General features: G+C 63.4%; 20 protein-coding genes. 11 read left to right on the top strand and 9 right to left on the bottom strand.

The features are described 5' to 3' along the window. Positions 1 to 326 precede the first annotated feature (326 nt). The 3 genes from VGN72_13000 (at position 327) to VGN72_12990 (ending at position 4,607) form a co-directional block, all read left to right on the top strand. A complete protein-coding gene (locus VGN72_13000) occupies positions 327 to 785 on the top strand; it encodes a carboxymuconolactone decarboxylase family protein (GenBank protein HEV7300280.1) in 459 nt (152 codons plus the stop codon). Between the two features lie 52 nt (positions 786 to 837). Continuing rightward, positions 838 to 2,124 carry a molybdopterin-synthase adenylyltransferase MoeB gene (moeB, locus tag VGN72_12995; GenBank protein HEV7300279.1) on the top strand — a complete coding sequence of 429 codons (1,287 nt, stop codon included), beginning with the start codon at positions 838 to 840 and terminating at the stop codon, positions 2,122 to 2,124. 428 nt (positions 2,125 to 2,552) lie between these two features. Continuing rightward, complete coding sequence (locus VGN72_12990; GenBank protein ID HEV7300278.1) at positions 2,553 to 4,607, top strand: amylo-alpha-1,6-glucosidase; 2,055 nt, start codon at positions 2,553 to 2,555, stop codon at positions 4,605 to 4,607. A gap of 673 nt (positions 4,608 to 5,280) precedes the next feature. Here the strand turns inward: VGN72_12990 and VGN72_12985 are convergent. From VGN72_12985 to ligD (VGN72_12965), 5 genes are all read right to left on the bottom strand, one after another. Continuing rightward, complete coding sequence (locus VGN72_12985) at positions 5,281 to 6,603, bottom strand: DUF1501 domain-containing protein (protein ID HEV7300277.1); 1,323 nt, start codon at positions 6,601 to 6,603, stop codon at positions 5,281 to 5,283. 87 nt (positions 6,604 to 6,690) lie between these two features. After that, positions 6,691 to 8,160, bottom strand: a complete 1,470-nt coding sequence (locus VGN72_12980) for a DUF1800 domain-containing protein (protein HEV7300276.1) — start codon at positions 8,158 to 8,160, stop codon at positions 6,691 to 6,693. 311 nt (positions 8,161 to 8,471) lie between these two features. Continuing rightward, positions 8,472 to 9,398, bottom strand: coding sequence for a non-homologous end-joining DNA ligase (gene ligD / locus VGN72_12975; GenBank protein HEV7300275.1), 927 nt, complete (start codon positions 9,396 to 9,398; stop codon positions 8,472 to 8,474). Further along, positions 9,398 to 10,240, bottom strand: a complete 843-nt coding sequence (locus tag VGN72_12970) for a Ku protein (GenBank protein HEV7300274.1) — start codon at positions 10,238 to 10,240, stop codon at positions 9,398 to 9,400. The genes ligD (VGN72_12975) and VGN72_12970 overlap by 1 nt, the downstream gene beginning before the upstream one ends. A 30-nt stretch (positions 10,241 to 10,270) precedes the next feature. Continuing rightward, on the bottom strand, positions 10,271 to 11,284 hold the full coding sequence (ligD, locus tag VGN72_12965; GenBank protein HEV7300273.1) for a non-homologous end-joining DNA ligase: 1,014 nt from the start codon (positions 11,282 to 11,284) through the stop codon (positions 10,271 to 10,273). A 313-nt stretch (positions 11,285 to 11,597) separates the two neighbouring features. On the opposite strand from ligD (VGN72_12965), the gene VGN72_12960 reads away from it, so the two are divergent. The 3 genes from VGN72_12960 (at position 11,598) to VGN72_12950 (ending at position 14,085) form a co-directional block, all read left to right on the top strand. Continuing rightward, the gene (locus VGN72_12960; GenBank protein ID HEV7300272.1) at positions 11,598 to 12,104 is read left to right on the top strand and encodes a hypothetical protein; all 507 of its coding nucleotides are present in this window, start codon (positions 11,598 to 11,600) and stop codon (positions 12,102 to 12,104) included. A gap of 119 nt (positions 12,105 to 12,223) precedes the next feature. Continuing rightward, a complete protein-coding gene (locus VGN72_12955; protein HEV7300271.1) occupies positions 12,224 to 13,084 on the top strand; it encodes a metallophosphoesterase in 861 nt (286 codons plus the stop codon). Positions 13,085 to 13,173: 89 nt separating this feature from the next. Next, positions 13,174 to 14,085, top strand: coding sequence for an SMP-30/gluconolactonase/LRE family protein (locus VGN72_12950; protein HEV7300270.1), 912 nt, complete (start codon positions 13,174 to 13,176; stop codon positions 14,083 to 14,085). 117 nt (positions 14,086 to 14,202) lie between these two features. Here the strand turns inward: VGN72_12950 and VGN72_12945 are convergent, their stop codons facing one another. Together VGN72_12945 and VGN72_12940 are read right to left on the bottom strand one after the other, a co-directional pair. Then, a complete protein-coding gene (locus tag VGN72_12945) occupies positions 14,203 to 15,126 on the bottom strand; it encodes a peptidylprolyl isomerase (GenBank protein ID HEV7300269.1) in 924 nt (307 codons plus the stop codon). A 55-nt stretch (positions 15,127 to 15,181) separates the two neighbouring features. Further along, a complete protein-coding gene (locus VGN72_12940; GenBank protein HEV7300268.1) occupies positions 15,182 to 15,916 on the bottom strand; it encodes a methyltransferase domain-containing protein in 735 nt (244 codons plus the stop codon). A 240-nt stretch (positions 15,917 to 16,156) separates the two neighbouring features. Between VGN72_12940 and VGN72_12935 the strand changes: the two genes are divergently transcribed. Beyond that, positions 16,157 to 17,425 (top strand): serine/threonine-protein kinase, encoded by a 1,269-nt coding sequence (locus VGN72_12935; protein HEV7300267.1) that lies wholly within the window; start codon positions 16,157 to 16,159, stop codon positions 17,423 to 17,425. A 114-nt stretch (positions 17,426 to 17,539) separates the two neighbouring features. Here VGN72_12935 and VGN72_12930 read toward each other — a convergent pair whose 3' ends face one another. Continuing rightward, on the bottom strand, positions 17,540 to 17,971 hold the full coding sequence (locus tag VGN72_12930) for a hypothetical protein (GenBank protein HEV7300266.1): 432 nt from the start codon (positions 17,969 to 17,971) through the stop codon (positions 17,540 to 17,542). 182 nt (positions 17,972 to 18,153) lie between these two features. On the opposite strand from VGN72_12930, the gene VGN72_12925 reads away from it, so the two are divergent. Beyond that, entirely contained in the window at positions 18,154 to 18,918 is a 765-nt protein-coding gene (locus VGN72_12925; GenBank protein HEV7300265.1) for an endonuclease/exonuclease/phosphatase family protein, read from the top strand. Continuing rightward, entirely contained in the window at positions 18,915 to 19,826 is a 912-nt protein-coding gene (locus VGN72_12920) for an MBL fold metallo-hydrolase (GenBank protein HEV7300264.1), read from the top strand. Before VGN72_12925 ends, VGN72_12920 begins: the two co-directional genes overlap by 4 nt. A 49-nt stretch (positions 19,827 to 19,875) precedes the next feature. Here VGN72_12920 and VGN72_12915 read toward each other — a convergent pair whose 3' ends face one another. Beyond that, positions 19,876 to 20,784, bottom strand: coding sequence for an ROK family protein (locus VGN72_12915; GenBank protein ID HEV7300263.1), 909 nt, complete (start codon positions 20,782 to 20,784; stop codon positions 19,876 to 19,878). Between the two features lie 244 nt (positions 20,785 to 21,028). On the opposite strand from VGN72_12915, the gene dut reads away from it, so the two are divergent. Further along, positions 21,029 to 21,481, top strand: a complete 453-nt coding sequence (gene dut / locus VGN72_12910) for a dUTP diphosphatase (protein HEV7300262.1) — start codon at positions 21,029 to 21,031, stop codon at positions 21,479 to 21,481. Positions 21,482 to 21,572: 91 nt separating this feature from the next. Next, entirely contained in the window at positions 21,573 to 24,233 is a 2,661-nt protein-coding gene (locus VGN72_12905) for a DNA translocase FtsK (protein HEV7300261.1), read from the top strand. The last annotated feature ends 42 nt before the right edge of the window (positions 24,234 to 24,275 follow it).

Here is a 24,275-nt window from a genome sequence, read left to right as displayed (position 1 = left end):
TGAGGTACTCCGAAGGATCTCCCCCCGTATTCGCTGTGCGGCCGGAAGAGAGCCTTCGGAGTACTTCAGGATGACGAGCACGCGGGGGGTGTTTCGCCTCCCACACCGCCACTCTTGACCGAGTTCATCCCTCACCCTACAGTTTGAAGTCAGAAAATTTAGCACGGCAGCGCACGAACGGTTGCCAGGGCGATTTGAACGCAGATTGCGGCCCGTGAGCCTTAGCTCACATCAGCTAAAGCGCGGCAGAGCGTCTCTGCCACGGGCCATGCCGACGGGAAGAATTTGCTTCCCCACGGGCATGGTTTTTTCGTTTACGAGGGCTCATGCAACCACGAATCAACTTTCCGCAGATCGCGCCGAAGGCGTACCAGGCCATGTCCGGGGTCGAGGCGTACATCAACGGCAGCGGCCTGGATCACGGCCTGATCCACCTCGTGAAGCTGCGGGCGTCGCAGATGAACGGCTGTGCGTTCTGCATCGACATGCACTGGAAGGACGCCCGGGCCAACGGCGAGGCCGAGCAACGGCTCTACGGGCTGGATGCTTGGGCCGAGGCACCGTACTACACCGACCGCGAACGTGCGGCACTGGAGTGGACGGAAGTGCTGACCCGCGTCGGCGACACGCATGCGCCCGATGCGGCTTACGAAGCGATGCGGGCGCACTTCAACGAAAAGGAAGCCGTCGACCTGACGTGGGTCATCGCCGCGATCAACGCATGGAACCGCATGGCCATTGGGCTGCGATCACCGGCGGGGTCGTATCAACCGGCGAAGAAGTAGCGCGCGACGGACCACGAACGTCTCAAAAGAATCAGACCACGAGAACACCAACATGAGCACACTCCCCAACCTCACCAGCGAACAAGTCAACCGGTACAAGCGCCACCTGATCCTGCCCGAAGTGGGCGTGGAAGGTCAGAAGAAGCTGCTGAACGCCAAGATCCTCTGCATTGGCGCCGGTGGATTGGGATCGCCCATCAGCCTGTACTTGGCCGCTGCTGGCGTCGGCACGATCGGCATGGCGGACGTGGACGTCGTCAGCCCCAGCAACCTCCAGCGGCAGGTGCTGTTCGGCGTCAGCACCCTGGGTGAAGACAAGGTCAAAGCCGCGGCCAAGCGGTTGAAGGACCTGAACCCGGACTGCAACGTCATCGAACACAAGACCGTCGTGAACTCCGAGAACGTCCTCGGTTTGATCAAGGACTACGACGTCATCATCGACGGCACCGACAACTTCCCCACGCGATACTGCGTGAACGACGCCTGCGTCATTCTAAAGAAGCCGAACGTCTACGGCTCCATCTTCCGTTTCGAAGGCATGGTCACCGTCTTCGCGCCGCATTTGCCCAACCCGCTGCGCGCTGGCGAACAGGGGCCGTGCTACCGCTGCATGTATCCCGAGCCACCGGATCCGGGTTCGGTGCCGAGCTGCGCTGAAGGTGGCGTGATCGGCGTGCTGCCGGGCATCATCGGCACGCTACAGGCCAACGAGGTGATCAAGCTGATCCTCGGCATCGGCACGCCGGCGATCGGCAAGCTGACAACGTTCGCGGCGCTCGATCTCGAGTTCAAAACCTTCAAGGTTCGCCGCGACCCCACCTGCCCAGTGTGCGGCGACAATCCGACCATTACCGAACCGATCGACTACGAGCAGTTCTGCGGCTCGCCGATCCTGGACCCCAAGTCATTGGCGGAAACGGAAGCCGAGGTGCAGAACGCCAAGTCCGGCAACAAGCCTCAGCCCGACCCGTCGCTGGACGACAAGGGCTTGCCACCCGGCTACGCGTTCAAGCCCGATTGGGAGGTAACGCCTCGCGAGGTGAAGGCCAAGCTCGACAAGCATGACAAGTTCGTCTTCATCGACTGCCGGCTGCCCAACGAGTTCGAGATCACGAACATCGAAGGCGCCAAATTGATCCCGCTGCAACAGCTGGCCCAGCACATCGGCGACCTGAAGCCGCACAAGGACGAAGAGGTGATCGTGCATTGCCGCAGTGGCGCGCGGTCGCTTCAGTTCGCCCAGATCCTGCGCGGCCAGGGCTTCAAGAACGTCAAGAGCATGGCCGGTGGCATCCTGCTGTGGAACAAGGACGTAAACCCGGGTGGGCCACAGTACTAAACGCTAGCGGATAAAACGGCCGCGCAATGCCCAACCTGTCATTCCGAGGCGAGTGGTAGCGACCCGATGGATCTCCAACGGCCGGCGTCGCCAGATACACGAGATCCCTCAGGTCGCTACCGCTCCCTTCGGGATGACATGGGGTCTTGTCCGCTCCGCTTCGGCGCTCAATTTAGGCGCAGGCCGCCGTGCCTTCCCCTACGTGCGTCTTGCCAAGTCGACGAGCCACGCCATAAATCGTAACTCGCCTCACAAAGCCGCTGACCGTACACGGCTTATCGCCTATTCTCCGTAGTTGACCCATCGTTTTCCCGCATCAACATCACCTTTCGGCCCTAGCGCGTTCTTACCGCGTCCCTGTCCAAAGTTTCGTCAACCCCGGTGGGTTTTATCGAGTATGATGAATAGGTCCGAACAGGGAGGACACGGTGGAAGGCCAAGATTTATCCACATTGGGTTTCGACGGATTGACCCAACGTGAATGGCTGACGACGAACGGCATCGGCGGGTACGCAAGCTCGACGGTGCCCTGTCTGAACACACGCAAGTACCATGGCCTGCTCGTGGCCGCCATGACGCCACCGGTGCGGCGTATGGTGTTGCTGAGCCGGGTTGAGGAAACCGTTTCCTTTGCTGGCAACGCGTGGCCATTGGCCAGCAACGAATACCCCGGCATCATCCACCCGCGCGGCATCGAATTTCTGCGCTGCTTCAGCCGATCTCCCGTTCCCCGCTGGGCTTATCAAGGCGATGGTTGGACGATCGAGAAGACGCTGCGCCTGGTTCGCGGGCAGAACACGGTCTGCATCAGCTACACGCTGTTGGCCGGCGATCATCCGGTGGAACTCGAGATGCGGCCAATGCTGGCGCTGCGGCCGATCCACGAACTGATGTACCAGTGGAACGGTCGGTTGATCGTCGAGAAGCGCGGCAAGCTCCAGTACCGCGTGCCCCCCACCGCCCGCACGCCCGAGGTGTTCTTCGCCCACGATGGCGCGTTCGCCAGTTCGCCCGCGTGGTACCTGAACTCGATCTACCGCCGCGACATGGAACGCGGCTACGCGGGCTTGGAAGACGTCTGGTCACCCGCGACCCTCCGCTGGGCGCTTTACCCGGGGCAGACCGCCAACTTCATCTGCAGCGCCGACACGATCGACTTCGACGCAGCCCTGTCGCAGGCCGACCTGCAGTGCGACAGCGTCGCCTTTGACGACACCACCTTTGCCCCCGTTCCCGTGCCCGCGCCACTGAAGCGTTCGCTCTGCCAGTTCAGCTGTACCGTGCCCACCGAGGCCGCCCGGCAGCGCGGGCCCGGCATCACGCAGTACCCGTGGGCGCCGCCATCCGTGCGCGATGCGTTGATCGCGTTCAGCGGCACGTACCTCGTCACCGGCCGATTTGCAGACGGGTTAAACTTGCTGTGCACAATCGCCGGCACGCTGAAGGATGGGTTGATCGCATCGTCGTACCCCGAGGACGGTTCCGGCCCGCGTTACGACGGCGCCGACGTCTCGCTGTGGTTTGTGAACGCCGTCCACCAGTACCGCCAGCACGCGCACGATGTCGACCCGGCCGCCATGCGGCCACTGTTCGACGCGGTCCGCAAGATCATCTCCGCCTACAGCGAAGGCACGACGCCGTTGGCCATTTCGGTGGATCGCGACCACCTGTTGCAGACGACCGATGACACCCGCGCCACAACGTGGATGGACGCCCGACCGCTGACTGGCGTGCCCCTTACACCGCGGGTCGGCAAACCAGTGGAACTGAACGCGCTGTGGTACAACGCGCTCCGCATCGGCGCCGATCTCTGCGCATCCGACGGCGACGCCGCCACGGCCACCAACCTGCGTGCTCAGGCGGACGCGACCCGCGACGCCTTCAACGCGTACTTCTGGAACGATGTCATTGGGGCGTGCTTCGACGTGCTGACGCCGGCCGGTCCCGATGCGTCGCTGCGTCCGAATCAGGTCCTGGCGGCCAGCCTGGCCCATCCCGTGCTGGCCGCCGACCGTTGTAAGCAAATGCTTGAGCGCGTGCGCGATGAGCTTCTAACGCCCTACGGCCTGCGCACCTTGGCGCCCTCCGACCCGCGGTACTGCGGTCGCTACGCCGGCAGTGTGAGCGAGCGGGATCGCGCGCAGCACAACGGTACAGTCTACCCATGGCTGCTCGGCCCGTTCGTCACCGCATGGACGCGCGAGCACGCTCGCGATGACGCCGCGATCGCCACAGTTAACGATTGGCTGCGCCCCTGCCTGAACCACCTGAACGGCCCCGGAATCGGCAACCTCCCCGAGCTTTTCGACGGTGAAGCCCCGCACCACCCCGGCGGCGCGATCGCCTCGCTGCTCTCGGTCGCCGAGATCGCGAGAGCCTATGTCGAAGACGCCAACGGCGCCGCCGTCGACCTGCCCCCCTGGGCCCGCGTCGAACTGGATCCCCCGGCCAGCCGACCGAGCGCGCCCTCGGCGCCCGTGTAGGCCAAGCGCTGTCGTCCAACGGGATAGCTTCTTCTGTAGGACAGGCATTCCTGCCTGTCTCTCCCCCCGTCCGCCTCTCCCCCCGTATTCTCTTCTGTGGCACAGGCATTCTTGCCTGTGTCTCCCCCCTATCTTTGCCTTGCTCAGTGGGGCGGACACTCTTGTCTGCCACGCGGCGAAGCCGCGAGCAAAGAAGACACAACGACGCGAAGGAGGACACAAGAATCTTCGCGTGTGTTGCGCCGACTCCACCTCAATCGCGCAGCGCGACCGTAGAAATGGATAGCGTGTTCTTTGACAACCGAATAGCAGACGTCGTGGAGTTCAACTCCCCGGTCGCGACCAATCAATGTTGCACAATGGTGCAAAATGGTGCACGAATTCACGTTTTGCCTTACCCAGACCGCCGCCGGGGCATCAAGTTGTGGAATCTCCTTAGCGATGGCTCCGCGCCTTCGTGCCTTCGCGTCGCTTTTGTATCCAAGGAGGCGCAACTCTCTCGAAGAGAGACAGATAAGAATGTCCGTCCCACCAGAAGAGACAAACTGAAGACAAGCAGAGACACAGGCAAGAATGCCCGTGCCCACAGAAGAGAGAATACGGGGGGAGAGACAGGCAGGAATGCCTGTCCTACAGAAGACGAACACGAAAGCACCGCACACGGCCGGCAGTGCTACGCCTTGAACATCGGCAGCGTCTTGAACTGCTGGCCGAGGATTGGCTTGCTCGGCGTCTCCAGCCATTCTTCGAGCACGGTCGCGTAGACGCTGCGGAAGTCGATGTTGTGTTTGAGGTCGCCTTGGTCCAGGTCGGTCAGCGAGGGGTGCTTGCCGATGACGCCCTGTTTCAACTTCGGGCCCATAACGAACATTGGGGCCGCGGCGCCGTGGTCAGTACCGCCGCTGGCATTTTGCTGTACGCGCCGGCCAAACTCGCTGAAGCTGAGCATCAGCACGCGGTCGCTGTTCTCCTGCTTGAGCATGTCGGCCCAGAAGGCCTCGGTGCCTTGAGCGAACTGCTGCATCAGGTTGTCGTGTCGGCCGCGCTGGCCGGCGTGGGTGTCGAAGCCACCGAGCGTGACGTAGTAGACGCGCGTCGACAGCCCGCCACCGATCATCGCCGCCACGGTGCGCAGTCCATCACCGAAGCTGCCGCGCGGATAGGTGCCGGCCGCCTGGAACTCGCGCGTGATCTTCAGCAATCGATCGCTGGAGACCTGCGCGTCCATCGCGGTGCGGCGCAGGAAATCCAACTGCTGGTCGGCGGTCGCGACCTCGATCTCCTTCTTTTTCGGCTTGATGATCGGCTTGTGCTGCGCATCGCTCGCCATCGCGGGGTCGATCGCGCTGCCGTCGTACTGGTTCAGGGCCAGGTAGCGCTCGCGGTCCTTGCCCTTGTAGCGGTAGCTGTCGGGCCGCTCGAACGCCAACGGCGTGATGCGCTCGCCCTTCATGGCCAGTGGCAGGTTCTCACCGATCGACACGCCGACGTGCGGGTCGACGCCTTCGCAGGTGTTGTCGAAGAACTTGCCGACCCAACCGGTCGCCGCCATCTCGTCCTGCGGGTTGGCGGTCTGCCAGATGTCCATCGAGCGGAAGTGCGAGCGGTTCGGGTTGGGATAGCCGACGCCCTGAATGATCGACAGCTGCCCGTTGTCGTACATCTTCTGCAACGGCGTGAGCGTGGGGTTCAGGCCGATGTAGTCGTTGATGCGCAGCGTATCTTTGGCGGCAATGCCGATCGCCGGCCGGGCGCGGTAGTAGGCGTCGTCGGCGTAGGGGACGACGCTGTTCAGCCCATCGTTGCCGCCCGACAACTGCACGACGACGAGGATCTTACCGTCCTTGCCGCTGGCGCGCTGAAGGCGATTGCCATCCAGCGGCTTGTCCATCGCCCACACGGTGCGATCGAGGAACGCCGGCACCGTCGTCGCGGCCGCGAGCAGGCCGAGGCCGTTCTGGAGAAACGCGCGGCGGGTGGAAAGATGATCAGACATCGGTTTCTCCTGCGTACCATGGGCGGCTCGCCCGTCTCTTCTCTTCAAACCGGAACATGGGCCGGGCACCCATGGTACCACTAAGTCTTAGCACAGCTGGTACTCTGGCATCGACACGATCAGCTGGACCATTCGCCGTACGTTCTCTTCGCGGTCGGGTCGATCGCCGAGCGCTTCGCGCAATAGCTTCCTTTGCGAATCGCCAATCGGCCGACCAATGAGCGTGGTCACCCACGCATCCACAACCGCATCCGCGTCGCGGCCACCGTCGGGCTTGAAGTTACTCTGACCACGCCGGCGCATTGCCCGATCCATCAACCGGCGACCCGGGGCGACGGGGATCTCGCCACCGGCCAGCCAGACGGCGGTATTGTAGCGGACGAAGAGCGTGCTGGTGTTCACCCACAGGCGCCCGCCGGGCCAGCCCTTCACGTTCGGCGGCATCAGTGGCACCTGGCCCATCTGTTCCAGCGCGCCGCGAAGCTGGCCGACGCTGGGCATCTCAAGCCCAAGCTGGCGAATCGTGCCGACGACCAGCTGCACCGGGCTCTTGATCTGGCTGCCGATGACCTTGGGATCGTAAAAGCCCTTGCTGGTGAAGATCGTGCGCAGCAGCGGTCGCACGTCGTACCTCGCGTCGTACAGCACGTCGCCGAGCGCCGCGGCCAGTTGATCGTCGACGGGCTCGGCGACGAAGTAGGCCCAGACCTTGGCAGCGATGTAGTTCGCGCAGCGCTTGCGGGACAGAATGATCTCGATGACGTCCGACCCGTCCCACTTGCCCTTTCGGCCGAAGAAGACCTTGTCGTCGAAGTCGTGGTCGTACTTGCGGAAGACGAAACTCTCCCCCTCGTGCGCCCAGCCGGTGAAGGCGCGGGCGGCTTCCTTGATGTCCTGCTCGGAATAGTTGCCGATGCCAAGCGTGAACAGCTCCATCAGCTCGCGGGCGTAGTTTTCGTTGGGGCGCTGTTTCTTGTTCTGGGTGTTGTTCAGGTAGTCCAGCATCGCCGGATCGCGCGAGATGTTGTGGACGAACGCGCGGAAGTTACCACCCGCATGACGGCGGAGGCACTCGTTCTGTTCCCAGATCAACATGGCGCTGCGCTCGTCGCGGGCACTGGTGGTGAAGTGTCCATGCCAGAAGAACGTCAGCTTCTCCTGCAGCGGGAACGGCCCGTAGGCCATTCGGCGGACCCACCACGCCATCGTCTCACGCACCGCCTCGCGGTTGGCGGCCTGGAACTGCTGCTGCAGCTCCATACGCTCCTCGCGACTCTTCATGTCCAGCAGCTTGCGGTACTCGCGAAAGTTCCGCGGGTACCCCTCGACGCTGGTCAGGTCCGGCATGTCGTCCTGGCTCAACTCTTCAGCGGGCGCGTCCGGGAAATCAAGCAGCCAATCCACGGCGTTCTGCGGGCCCAGCTGCAGCACCCGTTCAAGCTCGGCAGCGGTGCCACCGAAGCCCGCGCGGTTCATCAGGTGCGCAGCCTTCGTCGCATCGAACGGGTCCGCCTGGGAGGGCGTGTATGTGGCGAGCTTTGGGTGCGTGATGGCCATGCGATTCCACGAGCTACAACGGCTAAGGTTACCGTCTATTGCTATCGGACCTCGGATTCAGACGTGCTGCCATACCATCATACCCCAAATGTCTTTCGGCGTTTTTGGGATCTGGTACCGAATTATCCCGAATACGCCGCCGCGCGGGCACCCGGGCACTCTCTGTACGACGTTGGCGGTAAGACGGTTACAACGAAATAGACAGGTGAACGATCAAATTCACCGCCGCAACGGCACCCCAGGCGACACGCCGGCCGCCCTCCCCCTTCGCGGCTTCCTCGCGCGCCGTCGGTCCCTCGCGTTTTCTTCCCCTAACTTTGCGGCAGCTTCTGCTTCAGTTTCAGCACCGGCTCGAACAGGTCCCCCAGCGCCTCCACGCGATTTAAGACAGCATCCGCATCGAACCGCAACGCGTCCGCGTCCTTGGTCGTGATGGCGGACTCCACCTCGTCCCAGGCCAGTGGCGTGCTGACGGATGGCGACTCACGGGCGCGCAGCGAGTAGACGCAGACCGTCGTCTTATGGCGGTCGTTCTGGCTCCAGTCGATGAAGATGCGCTTCGGACGGTCCGACTTGCTCATGGAGGCGGTCACGCGCTTGGGGTCGTCCTTCTCCAGCGTCAGCGCGACGGAATGGGCGAAGGATTTCGTCTCGTCGAACGTCGCGGCGCCGTTCAGAGGGATGTAAAGGTGGAAGCCTTTTCCGCCGGAGGTTTTTGGGAACGTTTGCAGCTCGAAGTCCCGCAGCAGATCGCGCACGCGGATCGCCAGGCGGGCGCAGTCGATGACGGTGATGCCGGGACCGGGGTCGAAGTCGAACGCCAGCGCGCGGGCGGCGTCGGGCTTGGTGGCGTGCGAGAGTGGCACGTGCAGTTCGATCGCGCCAAGGTTGGCGGTCCAGCGGAGGCCGTTCTTGGTGTCGATGACGCAGTGGTTCACCGAGTCACCCGACTTTCGGCCGGTGATCGTTGCAGTCTTCACCCAATCGGGCCGGTGGCTCGGGCAATTCTTCTCGAAGAAGAACGGCTTGTCGGATCCGTTCGGATATCGCTTCAGCGTCAACGCCCGCCCGCGCAGGTGCGGGAGCAGCACCGGTGAGATGCGCTCGTAGTAGTCGATCATCTGCCCCTTCGTGAAGCCCGAAGGGAACAGCACTTTGTCCAAGTTCGTCACCGGCACCGGGCCGGCCCGGCCGGACGATGTTCCACGTGCCGATTTTGCCGCGGTCGGCTTAGCCATCACGCTGACTTCCTTCGGCGAGGTGTGCGCGCGCTCGACACGACCTCACTCTTGGTCTTCGCGAGGCTCGCCTCCAGCGCCGCGATCAAATCGTTCGCCTTGCGCGGCGACGCCGTCGATTCGGGCCGGTTGACGACCTTCTGGCCCTTGGCCTTCTTCTCGATCAGTTCCAACACGCGCTGGCGGTACTCGTCCTTGTACTTGTCGGGCTTGAACTCGGTCGTCAGCGAGTCGATCAACTGCTGCGCGATCTTCAGCTCGCGGTCGTCCACTTTAGCCTTGTGATGCAGATCTGGCACCGTGCTTTCCGGCACTACTTCATCGTCGAAGTGCATCGTCTCCAGGCAAAGCGCGTCGCCCAGCGGCCGCAACGCGGCCAGGTATTGCTTGTTGTGCATCACGATGGTCGCGATGCCCACCTTGCCCGACTTCTGCATCGCCTCCAGCAGCAATCGGTACGGCTTGGCCCCCTCGGGCTTGGGCGCGACGTAGTATGGCCGATCAAAGTAGAGCGGGTCGATGTCGTCCAGCTCCACAAAGTCCTGAATCTCGATCGCCTTGCTCGCCTTGGGCATCACGGCCTCCAGGTCGCCCTGCTGGATTACGACGAAGCGGTCCTTCTCGATTTCGTACCCCTTCACGATATGTTCGGAGTGAACCTCCTTCCCGTCGGCCGGGCACACCATCTTCTGCTTTAGCGGCACCTGGTCCTGATCGTGCAGGCTGCGGAAGCTGATGCGCTGCTCGCGCACGGCCGTAAACAGCTTGATGGGGATCGTGACGAGCCCGAAGCTAATGGAACCGGTCCAAACCGGACGCGCGGATGATGCTTTTGCTGCCATGGGGACACCTTTGTTTGCTAGCGCGATCCGTCACGCGATTCCGTTGAACTCTTTGACCACGTCGGCGGGCTTCTTGTCTTGCCGTAGGCCTTTGAAGGCCCCCTGCTGCACCAAGCCGCCGTCCGGCCAGCGTCGGAACTCGATCTCGGCCACCAGCTTGGGATGAACGAATTGCACGCCCGCAAGCGGCACGAAGTCCGCAAACGGGCTGCTGCTCCGGCTGCGCTTCGCAAACTCGCGGAACAGCCGTTCGTGCCAGTCGGCGTTCAGTCCCGTGCCGATCCGGCCGGCGTAGCGCAGTTTGCCGTCGCAGTCGTGGTAGCCGATCAGCATCGAACCCACGCGCCTGGCGGCGGCCGATTCTTCCGGCACCCAGCCACCGATCACGAACTCCTGCCGATGCACGATCTTGATCTTGACCCACGCCGACGACCGCCGTCCGGGCTCGTAGGTGCTGTCGAGGCGCTTGGCGACGATGCCCTCGATGCCGTGCCGCCTCGCGGTCTCCAGCATGGTCCTGCCTTCACCGATGTGCGACGGGCTGGTCTGCCAGTTGGGGCCTTCGACGGTCAGTTCTTCCAGCAGTTCCCGCCGTTCGGGCAACGGCAAATGGGTCGTCCATTGGCCGTCCAGCCACAGCACGTCGAACAGGACGAACCAGACGGGGTACTGCTTGCGCACCTTCTCGACGGCCGCCCGACTACTGACCTGCATGCGCTGCTGCAGGTGGGGAAAGCTCGGATGGCCGGCGTCGTGCAGGCAGACGATCTCGCCGTCCAAAATAGCCCGGCGTCCATCCAACGCGGCGGCCAGGGGTTGCAGTTCGGGATACTTGAAGGTGATGTCCAGTCCGTTGCGGCTGTGCAGTTTCAAACCGTCGGGTTCTACGTACGCGATGCCGCGCACACCGTCCCACTTGTACTCGAACGCGTACTGGTCGAGGTCGACCGGCAGCACCCCGCCCGTGGCCAACATGGGTTGCACGGCGGCCGGCATGGGCGCGCGCGACGGCTTACGACGAGGGGATTTCAAATTGAATGACATTGGCGTCGCTCCGTCAGCGTCGTCCATGACGGAACAGCGCCGCTTCCAGCGGCGCGGGCGCACGATGTCCGCATCCGAGCGGTGCTCCAGATCGGTCGGTCGTCCTCCTGACGTACAGCAAGTTTGCCCGGTGTCATCAATGCAAGTGGCGCGCCGGCGCGCACTTGCGCGCGCCACGGGCGCGCAAGGCCCGCCCAGCGAACCTTTTATCGGACTGAAATCTGGGTAAGCGCCAATACGCTGCGGCAAGTTGGCCAATGCGTCGTGGCGTCGCGTTCTCTTCGGGGGTGCGGCACGCTATAGTTGCCGAACTATGCTCGACAAACCGTTCGCCAAGTGGTGGATGGGCCGCGTTGGCCCGTATCGCGATGTTCCCCCCGAAAAGCTTGCCGCCGAGCGCGAGGCGATGGAGCGCCAGCAGGATTACAACCGCAACTACGCCGATTTGCTGAACCAGGGCGTCCTGCCCGCGGTCGATGGCCTTGTGCAACTGCTGGCCAAGAACGGGATCGTGCATCGCGTGTCGACGTGGGGCAACCAACTGTCACTGCGCGTGCACCTCGCGTGGCGCTGGGGCGAACTGGTGATCACGCAGAGCCACGAGGACGCCGTGACGTTCGAGCACCACATCATCACCGAAGGTGAAAAGCGCGGTGACGACTCGGCCGAGGACCATAGCCACCAGTACGACCTGCGCGACCCGCTACCAACCGCGGTGGTGATGAGCGAGTTGCAGTTCTTCATGAGCCGCATGGCGCAGGACCTGGTCGAGCCGGAACAGGAACCGGAAATTCCGCCTGGAGAAAAGCCGGGGGTATAGCGAGGGTTCATTCCCCGTCCTTTGCCGCGGGCTTGCCCGCGACGGGTTCACATTCGATCGCGGCAAGCCCGCGGCTAAACGACGCGACGGTGAAAGGTGACGCGCCCTAGAATGCGATCATGCGGCTCATCGTCACTGCCGATCTGCACTACAACCATCCGGTTTCTCGACCGCTCGCGGACGAACTGATCGACCGCATGAACGCGGCCGGTGGTGATGTGCTGCTAATCGTTGGCGACACCGGCGTGGCCGACGGTGACGTGATCGAACGGTGCCTGTCGCGCTTCAAATTCGATGGGCCGAAGCTGATCGTCGCAGGCAATCATGAGTTGTGGACGCACCGCGCCGACAGCTACGCGTTGTTCAACGAGGAACTCCCTCGCCGGGTGACCGCGATGGGTTGGCAGTGGCTGGAGACGCAGCCGTTCGTCGCGGGTGATGTGGCAATCGTGGGCAGCGTCGGCTGGTACGATTATTCGTTTGCGCAGGCCTCGCTCGGCATCCCCGATCGTTTCTACGGCGCCAAGCTCTCACCCGGCGCCGCGACTTATCTTGGCGGATACGAGCACCTGTTTCAGCCGGACACGGACATCAGCGACGTCGCGCGCGACACCGTAGCACGGTGGAACGACGGCAAGTTCATCAAGCTGGGTCGCAGCGACCACGACTTTCTCACCGAACGGCTCGCCAACCTTGCCAGCGCGTGCGAGGCGAACGCCGGTGCCCGGCAGATCATCGCGGCCGTGCATCACCTGCCCTTCCGCGAGCTGCTGCCACCGCCAAAATCTGCCCAGTGGGACTTCGCCAAGGCCTACCTGGGCAGCGAGCAAATCGGCCGTACGCTGCTGCGCTATCCGAACGTCTCGACCGTCTACTGTGGGCACAGCCACATGCCCGGCGAGGCGACCGTCGGTCACATAAAGGCCGTTAACATCGGCAGTGGCTACCGGTACAAGACGTTCGGCCAGTTGGACTTCTAGCCCGGTTGCCAAACCTCGGGAATTGGTTCACACTGCACCGTATGCGCAAATGGTTATTGGCGGCAGTGTTCGGACTGATTGGAGGATCGATGGCGTCTGGTGAAACTTTCGTTGTGGTCGACAAGGCCGAGTTCGAGAAGATCATTCCGCCCCAGGCGGAGGTGGAGACGCTCGCGGGCGACTTCGGCTTCATCGAGGGACCGGTCTGGTTCAACACCGACAACGGTGGCTACCTGCTCTTCAGCGACCAGCCGGCCAACACGATCTTCAAGTGGTCGCAAGGCGAGGGCATTAGCGAGTGGCGCAAGCCGTCCCAGCGGTCGAACGGCAACACGAAGGATCTCGAAGGCCGCCTGGTCACCTGCGAGCAGACGCTGCGCCGCGTGACCGTCACCGAGAAGGACGGCACGGTCCGCGAGCTGGCCAACAACTTCGAGGGCAAGAAGCTCAACTCGCCAAACGACGTGGTGGTGAAGTCGGACGGTACGATCTGGTTCACCGATCCGCCGTACGGTGTGCCGCGTGGGGAGAAGCGCGAGATCGACACGCAGAACGTCTTCCGCTACGACCCGAAGACCGACACGACCACCGCGGTGCTGACCCACATGGACATGCCCAACGGGTTGGCCTTTTCACCGGACGAGAAGATCCTTTACGTCGCCGAGAGCCTGTGGAACGGCCCGAAGGACACGCAGGCGTTCGACGTGAACCCCGACGGTACGGTGAACGCCAACGGCCGCTCGGTCGCGGCGCTCGATCGCTCGCGCAAGGATGGCGTGCCCGATGGCATCCGCATCGACCGCGATGGCCGGATCTGGTCGAGCGCCGGTGACGGCGTGCAGATCTTCACCCCCGACGGTCGCCCGATCGGCACGATTCTGACGCCGCACACCGTGACGAACCTCACCTTCGGTGGGCCGGATGGGAAGACGCTTTACATGACCGCGACAAAGGCGCTATGCCGAATTCAGACGAACATGACGGGGGCGACGGACCGGTAACGTGACGCGGCTTGCTGGGATGGACAAGGTGAGGGGTGACAAGGTGAAAAGGTGAGGACAGTCGCTGCACTTCCAGCGCGATCACCACCCCCTCGCCTTGTCATCCCCCTTCCCAATTTACTTCGCTTCCTCTACATCCAGCTTCTCATACGGATTCTTCCCCGGCGTCACCGGGATCACTTCAATCTTCTCGATCACCTGCGGCTGTTCCGGCTTTCCGGTCGCGGGGTCGGCGAGCTTCGTGTCGGCGATGGCGCGGACGGTGTCCATGCCTTCCACCACTTTGCCGAACACCGTGTAACGGCCATCGAGCTGCTTCGTGCGCTCGTAGTCGAGGCAGACGAAGAACTGGCTGCCGGCGCTGGCGGCGAACTCGTAGCGCGGGGGAACGCCGGGCGCTTCGCTCGGGTCGCCCTGGCGGGCCATCGAAAGCGTGCCGGCGGTGTGCGGGCGGTCGTTGAACTCGGGGGGCAAAGAATAGCCCGGTCCACCGGTGCCATCACCGCGCGGGTCGCCACCTTGAATGACGAACTCGGGCACCACGCGGTGGAACGTCAGCCCATCGAAATACCCGCCGTCTGCGAGCGACAGGAAGCTGGCCCCAGTGTTCGGCGCAACGTCGAAGTAGAAGATGATCGTCATCTTCCCTTTTCCCGTTGTCGCCACCGCGTAGCGCAGGGGTTCGACCTTCGTCACGACCGGCCCACTCGGCGCGCCTTCGCGCTTATCTTGCCGAACACCGATCACGAGTGGAGTGCCGATAAATTCCGGTAGCGACTTGCCCTCCGGCACCGCGTACAGCAGGTACGTGCCCGGCGTGGCGACCTGCGGAAAAACCGCTTTCAGGTCCACATCCTTACCGGGCTCCAGCTTGGTCGCCCCGCCCGCTTCGATGGCCTGGCCGGTAAAGGTCGTCAAGACCAACGTGACGACTTCCTTCGAATCGTTCTTCACGTCCAGCGGCTGGTTGGGCGCGAACCACGACTTGGCGGGGATCAGGATCGAGAACAAGGTCATCAAGATCGGCAAGGCGGCTTCCATTCGTTGCTCCAGTTGGGGGTCGGGGATGGATGATAGGGATTGCGCGATAGCGAAACTAGCTCGGCCGGACCGCGGCGACGCGCAAGCGGCGATAGTCGGCGTGCCACATGTCGTCGCGGAACAGCGTCGGCCGCGCGAGGTCCTCGGCGCGCGACAAGAATGCGTCGCGCTGCCCCTCCGGCACCGCGGTCAGGTAGGCCGACGCGAACATGCGGATCCAGTTGCGCAGCCCGTCGGCCCCCTCGAGCTTTGTGAACCGCGGAAAGGAGGCGATCTGGCCGACCTCGAATCCCTGCGCCTCCAGCAGCGTCGCGTACTCACCTGGCGAGGGGAAGTACCACGGGCTCAGGCCGGTCGGGTCGATGCGCATCTCGCGCAGCGCCGCCTCCATCGCCGTCCGCACCGCCAGCACGTTCCGCTGCGCGCCGAACTCGGCCACGAACCGTCCGCCCGGTTTCAGCGCCAGCCAGATGGTCTCCACCGCCTCGGCCGGCGGGCGAACCCAGTGCAGCGTGGCGTTAGAAAAGACGGCATCCAACGGTGTATCGGTCCGGAAGCTTCGCGCGTCGGCGACCCGAAAGTCGAGCTTGGGAAAGCCGGCCCTAGCAGCCTCGATCATGGCGGGTGACGAATCGATGCCGAGCACGGTTGCGCCCGCACCGGCGACCCGGCTGGCGAGTGGCCCCGTGCCACAACCCAAGTCTAAAATCATCTCGCCGGGTTGGGGCGCGAGCAGATCGACCAAATCGGCAGCGGCCTGGTAGACGAAGGCGTGAGCCCGGTTATACAAACCCGCATTCCAGTTATCTGTGCCAGCGGTTACCATATCGCCTTGATACGTGGCAATGTGCGACGCGGCAACTTCTCGGCACCTTTGCAAGACGTGAAGTCGACCGACAGGCAGGTGAGGATTGGGGACAAATCGCCGTAAACCCGCGTGGGAACGGGGTTTCCCCAGTTTATCTTTTCTTGACAGCCCGCGAGTCGGCATTTAGCTTCCCGGTGAGCCGAGCCGATCAATACTACAGCAATGAGCCGATCCGACAGCAACGTTACCGGGATCACGACCAGCCTCGATACCGAGGTCGGCAAGGTCGTTGTCGAAGCGGGGCTAGCCACGCGCTCGGAACTGAGCTTCTGCCGTGAACAGCAGAAGCAGTCGTCCGATCCAAACGCGCGCAGCCTGGCCGATATTCTCGTCGAGAATAATTTCATCACGGCCAACCAGGCCAAGCGGTTGCGCCAGCAGGTTGAAGAGCGCAAGGCCACTAGCCAGCTGCCCGGCTACCAGCTGATCGTTAAAGTCGGCAAGGGGGCGATGGCGACGGTCTACAAGGCCCGGCAGATCTCGCTGGACCGCATCGTCGCCGTGAAGGTGTTGCCGAAGCGGATGAGCGAGAGCAAGGACTTCGTCGACCGCTTCTACAAAGAGGGTAAGGCCGCCGCCCGACTATCGCACAACAACATCGTGCAGGCGATCGACGTGGCCGAGTCGCCGGACGGGTTCCACTTCTTCGTGATGGAATTCATCGAGGGCAAGACGCTCTACGACATTATGGCTCCGCCCCCCAACGGGGATGGCAAGAGCTTCTCCGAGCGCGAGGCGATCGACACCACGCTTCAGATCGCCGATGCGCTGGCGCACGCCCATCTGCGCAATTTGATTCACCGCGACGTGAAGCCGAAGAACATCATCCTGACGCCGCAGGGCGTGGCGAAGCTGACCGACCTCGGTCTGGCTCGCGCGACGGACGACAAAGAGGCCGCCGAGAGCGAGGCGGGCAAGGCGTACGGCACGCCGTACTACATCAGCCCCGAGCAGATCCGCGGCGACGTCGACATCGACTTCCGCGCCGACATCTACTCGCTTGGTGCGACAATGTACCACCTGGTCACGGGCCGGCCCCCGTTTGAAGGTGACACGCCGAGCGCCGTGATGCACAAGCACCTGAAGTCACCGCTGGTGCCCGCCGACCACATCAACACCGCCCTGTCGGCCGGCGTCGCCGAAATCATCGAGTTCGCGATGGCGAAGGATCGCAACGATCGCTACGCCAGCACCGAAGACCTTGTGGAAGACTTAAAGTCGGTGTTGAACGGTGGCGCTCCCACGCACGCCCACCGGGCGGTTGATCTGGATTCACTGGAGAAGATCGAGGAGACCGGCAAGACGATCGACATCCCCACCAGCCGCGGTGAGTCCGTTTGGAGCCAACCGGCCGTGATGGCAGTGGCGCTGGCCGCTGGCGTTTCTGTGCTGCTGAACATCATCCTGTTGTTCGTCGTCGCCTCGCGGTAAGCGATGGGATGCGGTAACGGTCGTGTAGGGGCAGGCCTCCGTGCCTGCCCTCTTCCTTTCGATTATGGCGAAAAAGAGGAAGGGCAGGCACGGAGGCCTGCCCCTGCGATCGCGTTACGCGTGATGGTAATAGGTCGCGATGGCTTCGCGGATCTGCGTCGAATCGGCCCGAACGAAACGACACGTCTTCTGGATAATCTGCCCCACCTCGCCCGTACTCATCACGTCCAGTTCGGCGGCGGCGATGATCACCTCATCATCGAAGCTGCGCAGCGGGATCATGCTCAACCGGTTCGCCATTTCATAAGGCAGCAACGTCACAGCCTGGCAATCGACGGGCAAGCGCGACAGGTCGACCTTCTTGCCATCTTCCACATGCTGCTTTGCCCAGGCCCGCCACACGTGTTGCGGCTGACACAGGCCCCACGACAACGCAATGTCCCCGAACCGCCGCCCGGTCGCGCCCTGCTCTTGCAGGATTTCCTCAACGTCGTGCGCGCTCAGTTCGACTTGTTTGCCCAGCAATTCACCGATCAACGTATGCATTTCCATTCCTTCCCAGATGCTCCGACCAAGACGGTCCACCCGACCCCATCGTCAGGTGACAGCGACGCAACCGAAACCTACGATGCAGTTGCCGTGCCGGAAGCCGGATTGGCAAGAACCGGGCCAGCGATCGAACGGATAGATTGCTGACTGTGCGGCCTGTGCCGTTTGAAATGCATTCTATGCGACTGCTTAGCTACAACATTCTCGACGGCGGTACTGATCGGGTGCCTCAGCTCGCTGACGTCATCTCGACGGCCGACGCTGACGTGGTGGCGCTTGTGGAGGCCGATAACCATGATGTCGTGACGCGCCTGGCGTCGCGGCTGGGCATGGATTTCATTTTCGCAGAGGGTTCGGAACATTCCGTCGCATTGATGTCGCGTTGGCCGATCATCGACTCGATCAATCACACGGCCATCGATGCGAACGCGGGTCGCTGCCTGCTGGAAGCAACCGTTGTCGCCCCTAACGGCACTGAATGCCCGATCGGCGTGCTGCACTTGCGTGCCCATGCGACCGAGGCTGCGGAGCACGAACGCTGCGAGCAGTTAAACCGCATCCGGCACCGCTTCGAACGCCACCGACGGATCGGGAAGCCTCACGTGCTCTGTGGTGACTTCAACGCGAACGCGCCGACGCAGCAGATCGACTTTGATAAAGCGTCGCCGCGCACGCAGCGCGAGGCGAAGGAGAACGGCGGTGACGTGCCCCGCCGGGCGATCGCGCAAATGCTGGCACACGGCTACACCGACACGCTGCGCGCGTTCGACGCCAGTTACGCCGACGCCACCGGCACGTTTAAGACGCAGTACCCGCAGCAGCGCGTCGATTACATCTTCGCGCATTCATTGCCCGCCGACCGCATCGTGCGGGCATGGATCGACAACAGCGACCGCGCACGCGACGCGAGCGACCACTTTCCGGTCGGGGTGGAACTGCGGTGAGCTGGCGTCGACTTGCCAACTGGGCCAAGCACAAGCCGCTGGCACTGCGCCTGGCCGACCGCCTTGGGCGCAGCCGGGGTCGGCTGGCGATCATCGACCGGCTCAATCCCCCACCGAAGCCGCGGTTGCGCTTGGATCTGACGAACTGGCAATCGTACGAACTGGCCGCAGCGTGGATCGGGCACGCGACGGTCCTGCTGCGCATTGGAGGGATGAACATCATCACCGACCCGGTCTTCTCCGCGCGTGTCGGCGTGGGGCTGGGCATGTTCACCGCTGGTCCGAAACGCCTTGTTGCGCCGGCGGTGAAGCTGGCGGACCTGCCGCCGTTGGACCTTATCTTGATTTCACACGCGCATTTCGACCACCTGGACCGCCCCACGCTGGCGCGCCTGCCGAAGCGTACACCCGTGGTGACGGCCGCCGCCACGCGCGATCTGCTGACCGATCTGGGCTATCGAAAAGTGCGCGAGTTGCCCTGGAACCGCCAACTATCGGTCGGCAGCGTCATTATCAGCGCGATTGAATCTCGACATTGGGGCGCGCGCACGTTCCACGACATGAACCGCGGCTACAACTCGTATCTGCTGCGAGATTCCGCTGGCCGATCGATCCTGTACGGCGCGGACACCGCCTTCACGCACGCCTTCGATGGCATAGGACCGGTAGACCTGGCGATACTTGGCATCGGCGCCTACGACCCCTACGTCGCTGCCCATTCAACGCCCGAACAGGCGTGGACAATGGCCCAGCGCATGCCCGCCCGCCACCTGCTGCCAATGCACCACAGCACGTTCATCCTCAGCCACGAGCCCGCGACCGAGCCTATGGAACGGTTGTTAGCAGCTGCGGGCGACGAAGCAGATCGCGTCGTCATCCGCGAGATCGGCGGCATGTGGACGGGGTGAACCGCTTTTCACGAAATGGCATACGAACGGCAGCATCCCGCCCTTGCCTTCAGACAGACCCCGAGAGTTCCGCCATCGCGCCATAAGCCGCGCCGATGGCCCCTGCGTCGGAGCCAAGCGTCGGCTCCACAATGCGCACGCGATGTTCGAACGGCCGCCACTCAAATTGATCCAAGTAGTCGTTCAACGGCTTAAATAGCGCACTTCCGCTCTTAGCGATGCCACCACCCACGATCACCACCTCCGGGTCAACCGCGTTGATGACGCTGACGATGTGGGCCGCCAACGCCCGCACGCTGCGCAGCCAGATCTCGCTGGCCCGCGTGTCGCCTTGCAGGTGGGCCTCCACCAGTGCCTTCGTGTCTTCAAACCGCCCGCCAGTGCGGTCGGCGACCGAGTTCTGACCAATTTCGTACTCAATCGCGCCCGGCGTGCGAGCCAGGTCGGGTGGGCCGTCGAAATTGACCGACATATGCCCAAGATGTCCCGCGCGGCCCATGTGACCGTTCAGCAACTTGCCGTCACACATCACCGCCCCGCCAACGCCGGTGCCCAGCGTCAGCAACACGACGTTTGACGCCCCCTTGGCCGCCCCGGTGTGCACCTCGCCCAGCAGCGCGGCCTTGGCATCGTTGTAGACCGGCACCACGTCCGTTCGCTCAAGATAGGGCGCCCATTCGAAGCCCATCAGCGCTTCCATCTTCCCCAGCATCCACCACACGCTGCGCCCGTGGGGTGCGATGATGCCCGGACAGCAAACGCCCACCGCGTCGGCGGGGCGCCCGACGGCTTGCTCCATCTGGGCAACCAGGTTCTTCGCGTCCGACTTCCACTGGGCGCGATCGTCGTCGACCGTGGGTTGCTCGCGATCGTCCAGCACGCGCCCCGCGGCGCTGATGGCGATCGCCTTGATGTTCGTCCCACCCACGTCCAGCCCAATCGCGTATCGATCTGACACAAATGCTCCTTGGCGCTCGCTTGTCCTCGACCGTTCGCGGTGGACCAGGGCGCGCGCTGACACTACCCATTTTCGGTCCATACGTTACCCGGCGTTACCGCGGTAGAGAAATGGTGCCAAATCGACGGCGTTCGCACTGTCGAAGTTGAGGTCGGATGGCCGATAACCCTAAAGACCGTGTCATGCGCCGCCGCGCCCGCCCTATGCGCCGGGGGCCAACGCGCCTAAACCATGGAGAGCCCCGTTGGCGAGCCCGATTACCGTCAAATTGAAGCGACTGGCCAACGGGCAAGACCTGCCCCTGCCCATCCGCATGACCGCCCAAGCGGCCGGGTTCGACCTTTGCGCCGCGGTCGACGCCCCAGCCGTTATTCAACCTGGCGACATCTTCCTCGTCCCCTGCGGGTTCGCGATGGCGATACCAGTGGGCTACGAGGCCCAGGTGCGCCCGCGCAGTGGGCTGGCCAGCAAGTTCGGGGTTACGCTGATCAATAGTCCCGGTACGATCGATTCGGATTACCGCGGCCAGGTGCACGTGCCGTTGATCAACCACGGCAAGCAGCCGTTCACGATCGAGCGCGGCACGCGCGTTGCGCAAATGCTCGTCCTGCCCGTGCCGGCGGTCGAGCTGATCGAGGTGACCGACCTGGACGAAACGTCTCGCGGCACAGGGGGCTTCGGGCACACGGGACACTGAGGAGTGGTGATCGATGCGTGGTACCCGGCAGGAAGTGATTCCGCGTCAGGCACCACCCATCCGTCACCAGAATTTGTTTAAGAGGTGAACATTGCCGCGTAACGTCGAACCTGAGTTTGAACCCGAAGCCGCCCCGCGCGATCCGCACCTGCTGTTGCGCCGGGTGCTTCAGTTCCTCGCCTGCGGCGTGTGGTTGTTCGTGCTGCTGTCGATCGCGAGCTTCCACGACAGCGACTGGCCCAGCCACAACGTCTACCCGCACGGCACGACGCAGAACCTCTGCGGTAGCGCCGGCGCGTTCGTCGCCTACTGGACGTACGCCGCCATCGGTCAGGGCGTCTTCCCGATCCTGGCTTTCACCGGCTTCTGCTGCATCGCATTCATCTTCCAGGCAAAGGTCGGCGACTGGTGGATGCGCCTGATCGGGCTGACGCTAATCAGTGTCGCGTTCGCAACGGTCGTCCATCACCTATATCCGGGCTCGAACACCAGCTTCCCCGAAGGCAACGGCGGCTGGGTTGGCATCTCCTTCTCAACGTACCTTCACGGTCACCTGAACACCGTCGGCACCCGGCTGGTGCTGGGCGTGACGATCTTGGTCGGCATTCTGCTGGCCGCCGACGATTTGCTCGCCCGCGTGCCGAGCGTCGCCACCGCCACCGCCGAACAGCTGCGCAACAACACGGCTCGCTTCAACTTCCCCGAACTGCCCACCCTGCCGTCGCTTCCAAAGTTTCGAACGGTGGGTGCGGAAGCGACTGACCTGAAGCCGAGGGCCGCCAAAGCGCCGGTGCCGAAGATGCAGACGCGCCGGACGATGGCCGACATCGTGGACGACGGTGAATCGTCGTGGAAGCTGCCGGCCCTGTTGCGCCGTAAGAAGCCGGCTGAGAACCAGATCGATTTGTCGTACGACAATGACGAGCCGGCCGAGGAACACGCCGCCTTTTCCGACGACTCCGAACCCACGCCCGCGACCGCGGCGGTCATTCCGCCGGCGGCGCCTTCGATGGCCATTCCTGTGCACGCAGCGCCGGCGGTTTTCAATCCGACGGTCGAGCAATCGATGGCCGTCACCTCGACGCCCGCGCCCGACTACGTGAACGGCCCGAGCGTGACACCGATCGACGCCCCCGACGACGCCGAGGGCCCCGCGACGATCGCCCCACCGGAGATCCGGCGCGACATCAAGGTAAAGCTGCCGAGCATGGCCCGGCCGCGCCAGGTCTCCCCGCCACCCCGGCAGGAACTGGGCGAGTACCAACTGCCCGACTGGAGCGTGCTGGGCGACGCCGAGCACGGCTATGTCGAGTCGCAGGAGCAGTTCGTCCGCGAACAGGCCGCGTTGCTGGAACAGGCGCTGCGCGAGTTCAACATCGATGCGCACGTCGTCGAGATCGACACCGGCCCGGTCATCACCATGTACGAGCTGGCGCTGGCGCCCGGCATCAAGGTCAGCACGATCAGCGCGCTGTCGAACGACATCCAACGTTCGCTGAAGGCCGAGACGGTCCGCATCGTCGCGCCGATTCCCGGCAAGAGCACCGTCGGCATTGAAGTGCCCAACGCCGAGAAGGAAAAGGTGCGCCTGAAGGAGCTGATGCAGCAGGCCCCGGACGGCGCCGCCAAGGACGGCATCCCGATCTTCCTCGGCAAGGACGCTAGCGGTGAGCCGCTGATCGCCGACCTGACCAAGATGCCCCACTGCCTGATCGCCGGCACGACCGGCTCCGGTAAGTCGGTCTGCATCAACACGATCATCATGTCGATCATGTACCTTCAACGGCCGGACACCGTGAAGCTGATCCTGGTCGACCCGAAGGTCGTCGAAATGGCGCCGTTCAAGGACATCCCGCACCTCATGTGCCCGGTCATCAACGAGACCGGCCGGGCGACGAGCGTGTTGGACTGGGCCTGCGAGAAGATGGACGAGCGCTACGAGATCCTGTCCGAAGCGGGCGTCCGGAACATCAAGGACTACAACAAGCTGACGCTGGACGAGCTGAAGGAGCGCTTCGAGCCTTCCAACGAGGAAGAGGAAGCGAAGATCCCGAAGAAACTGCCGTACATCGTGATCATCATCGACGAGCTGGCCGACCTGATGATGACCAGCGGCAAGGAAGTCGAAAGCTTTATCGTGCGCTTGGCCCAGAAGGCCCGCGCGGTCGGCATTCACCTCGTGCTGGCGACCCAGCGGCCGCAGGCGACGGTGGTAACGGGCCTGATCAAGTCGAACATGCCGAGCAAGATCGCGTTCCGCGTCGCCAGCAAGATGGACAGCCGAATCGTGCTGGACCAGAACGGTGCCGAACTGCTGCTGGGCCAGGGCGACATGCTGTTCCTGCCACCGGGCGCAAGCAAACCCATGCGTGGCCAGGGCACGTATATTGACGACAAGGAAATCCGCGACAGCGTGAAGCTGGTCAAGAGCATGGCGGCGGCGCAGTACGAGCCGGAGCTGGTGCAGATCAAGGCCACCCTGGGCGAGGACGGCGACATGGAGCGCGACGAGCTGTTCGAGGACGCCGTCCGCATCGTGCTGGAGACGAAGCGTGGCAGCGTCAGCTTGCTGCAGCGTCGTTTGACGATCGGCTACAGCCGAGCCAGCCGCCTGATCGAGCAGATGGCCGCCGCGGGGCTCGTGGGCGACTACAAGGGTAGCCAGGCCCGTGAGGCGACCATCACGCTGGAAGAGTACGAGGCCGCCAAGGCCCAACAGCAGGCGGACGAGGAAAGCGGCATGACGGTCTAAGTTTTGCTTGTTCCTTGCGAGGCTTTTCCAAGCGTGCGGCCA

This window comes from Tepidisphaeraceae bacterium (genome assembly GCA_035998445.1).
GTDB lineage: Bacteria > Planctomycetota > Phycisphaerae > Tepidisphaerales > Tepidisphaeraceae > DASYHQ01.
Note: the sequence above shows the minus strand (reverse complement) of the source record. Positions and strands in the feature narration are given on the sequence as shown.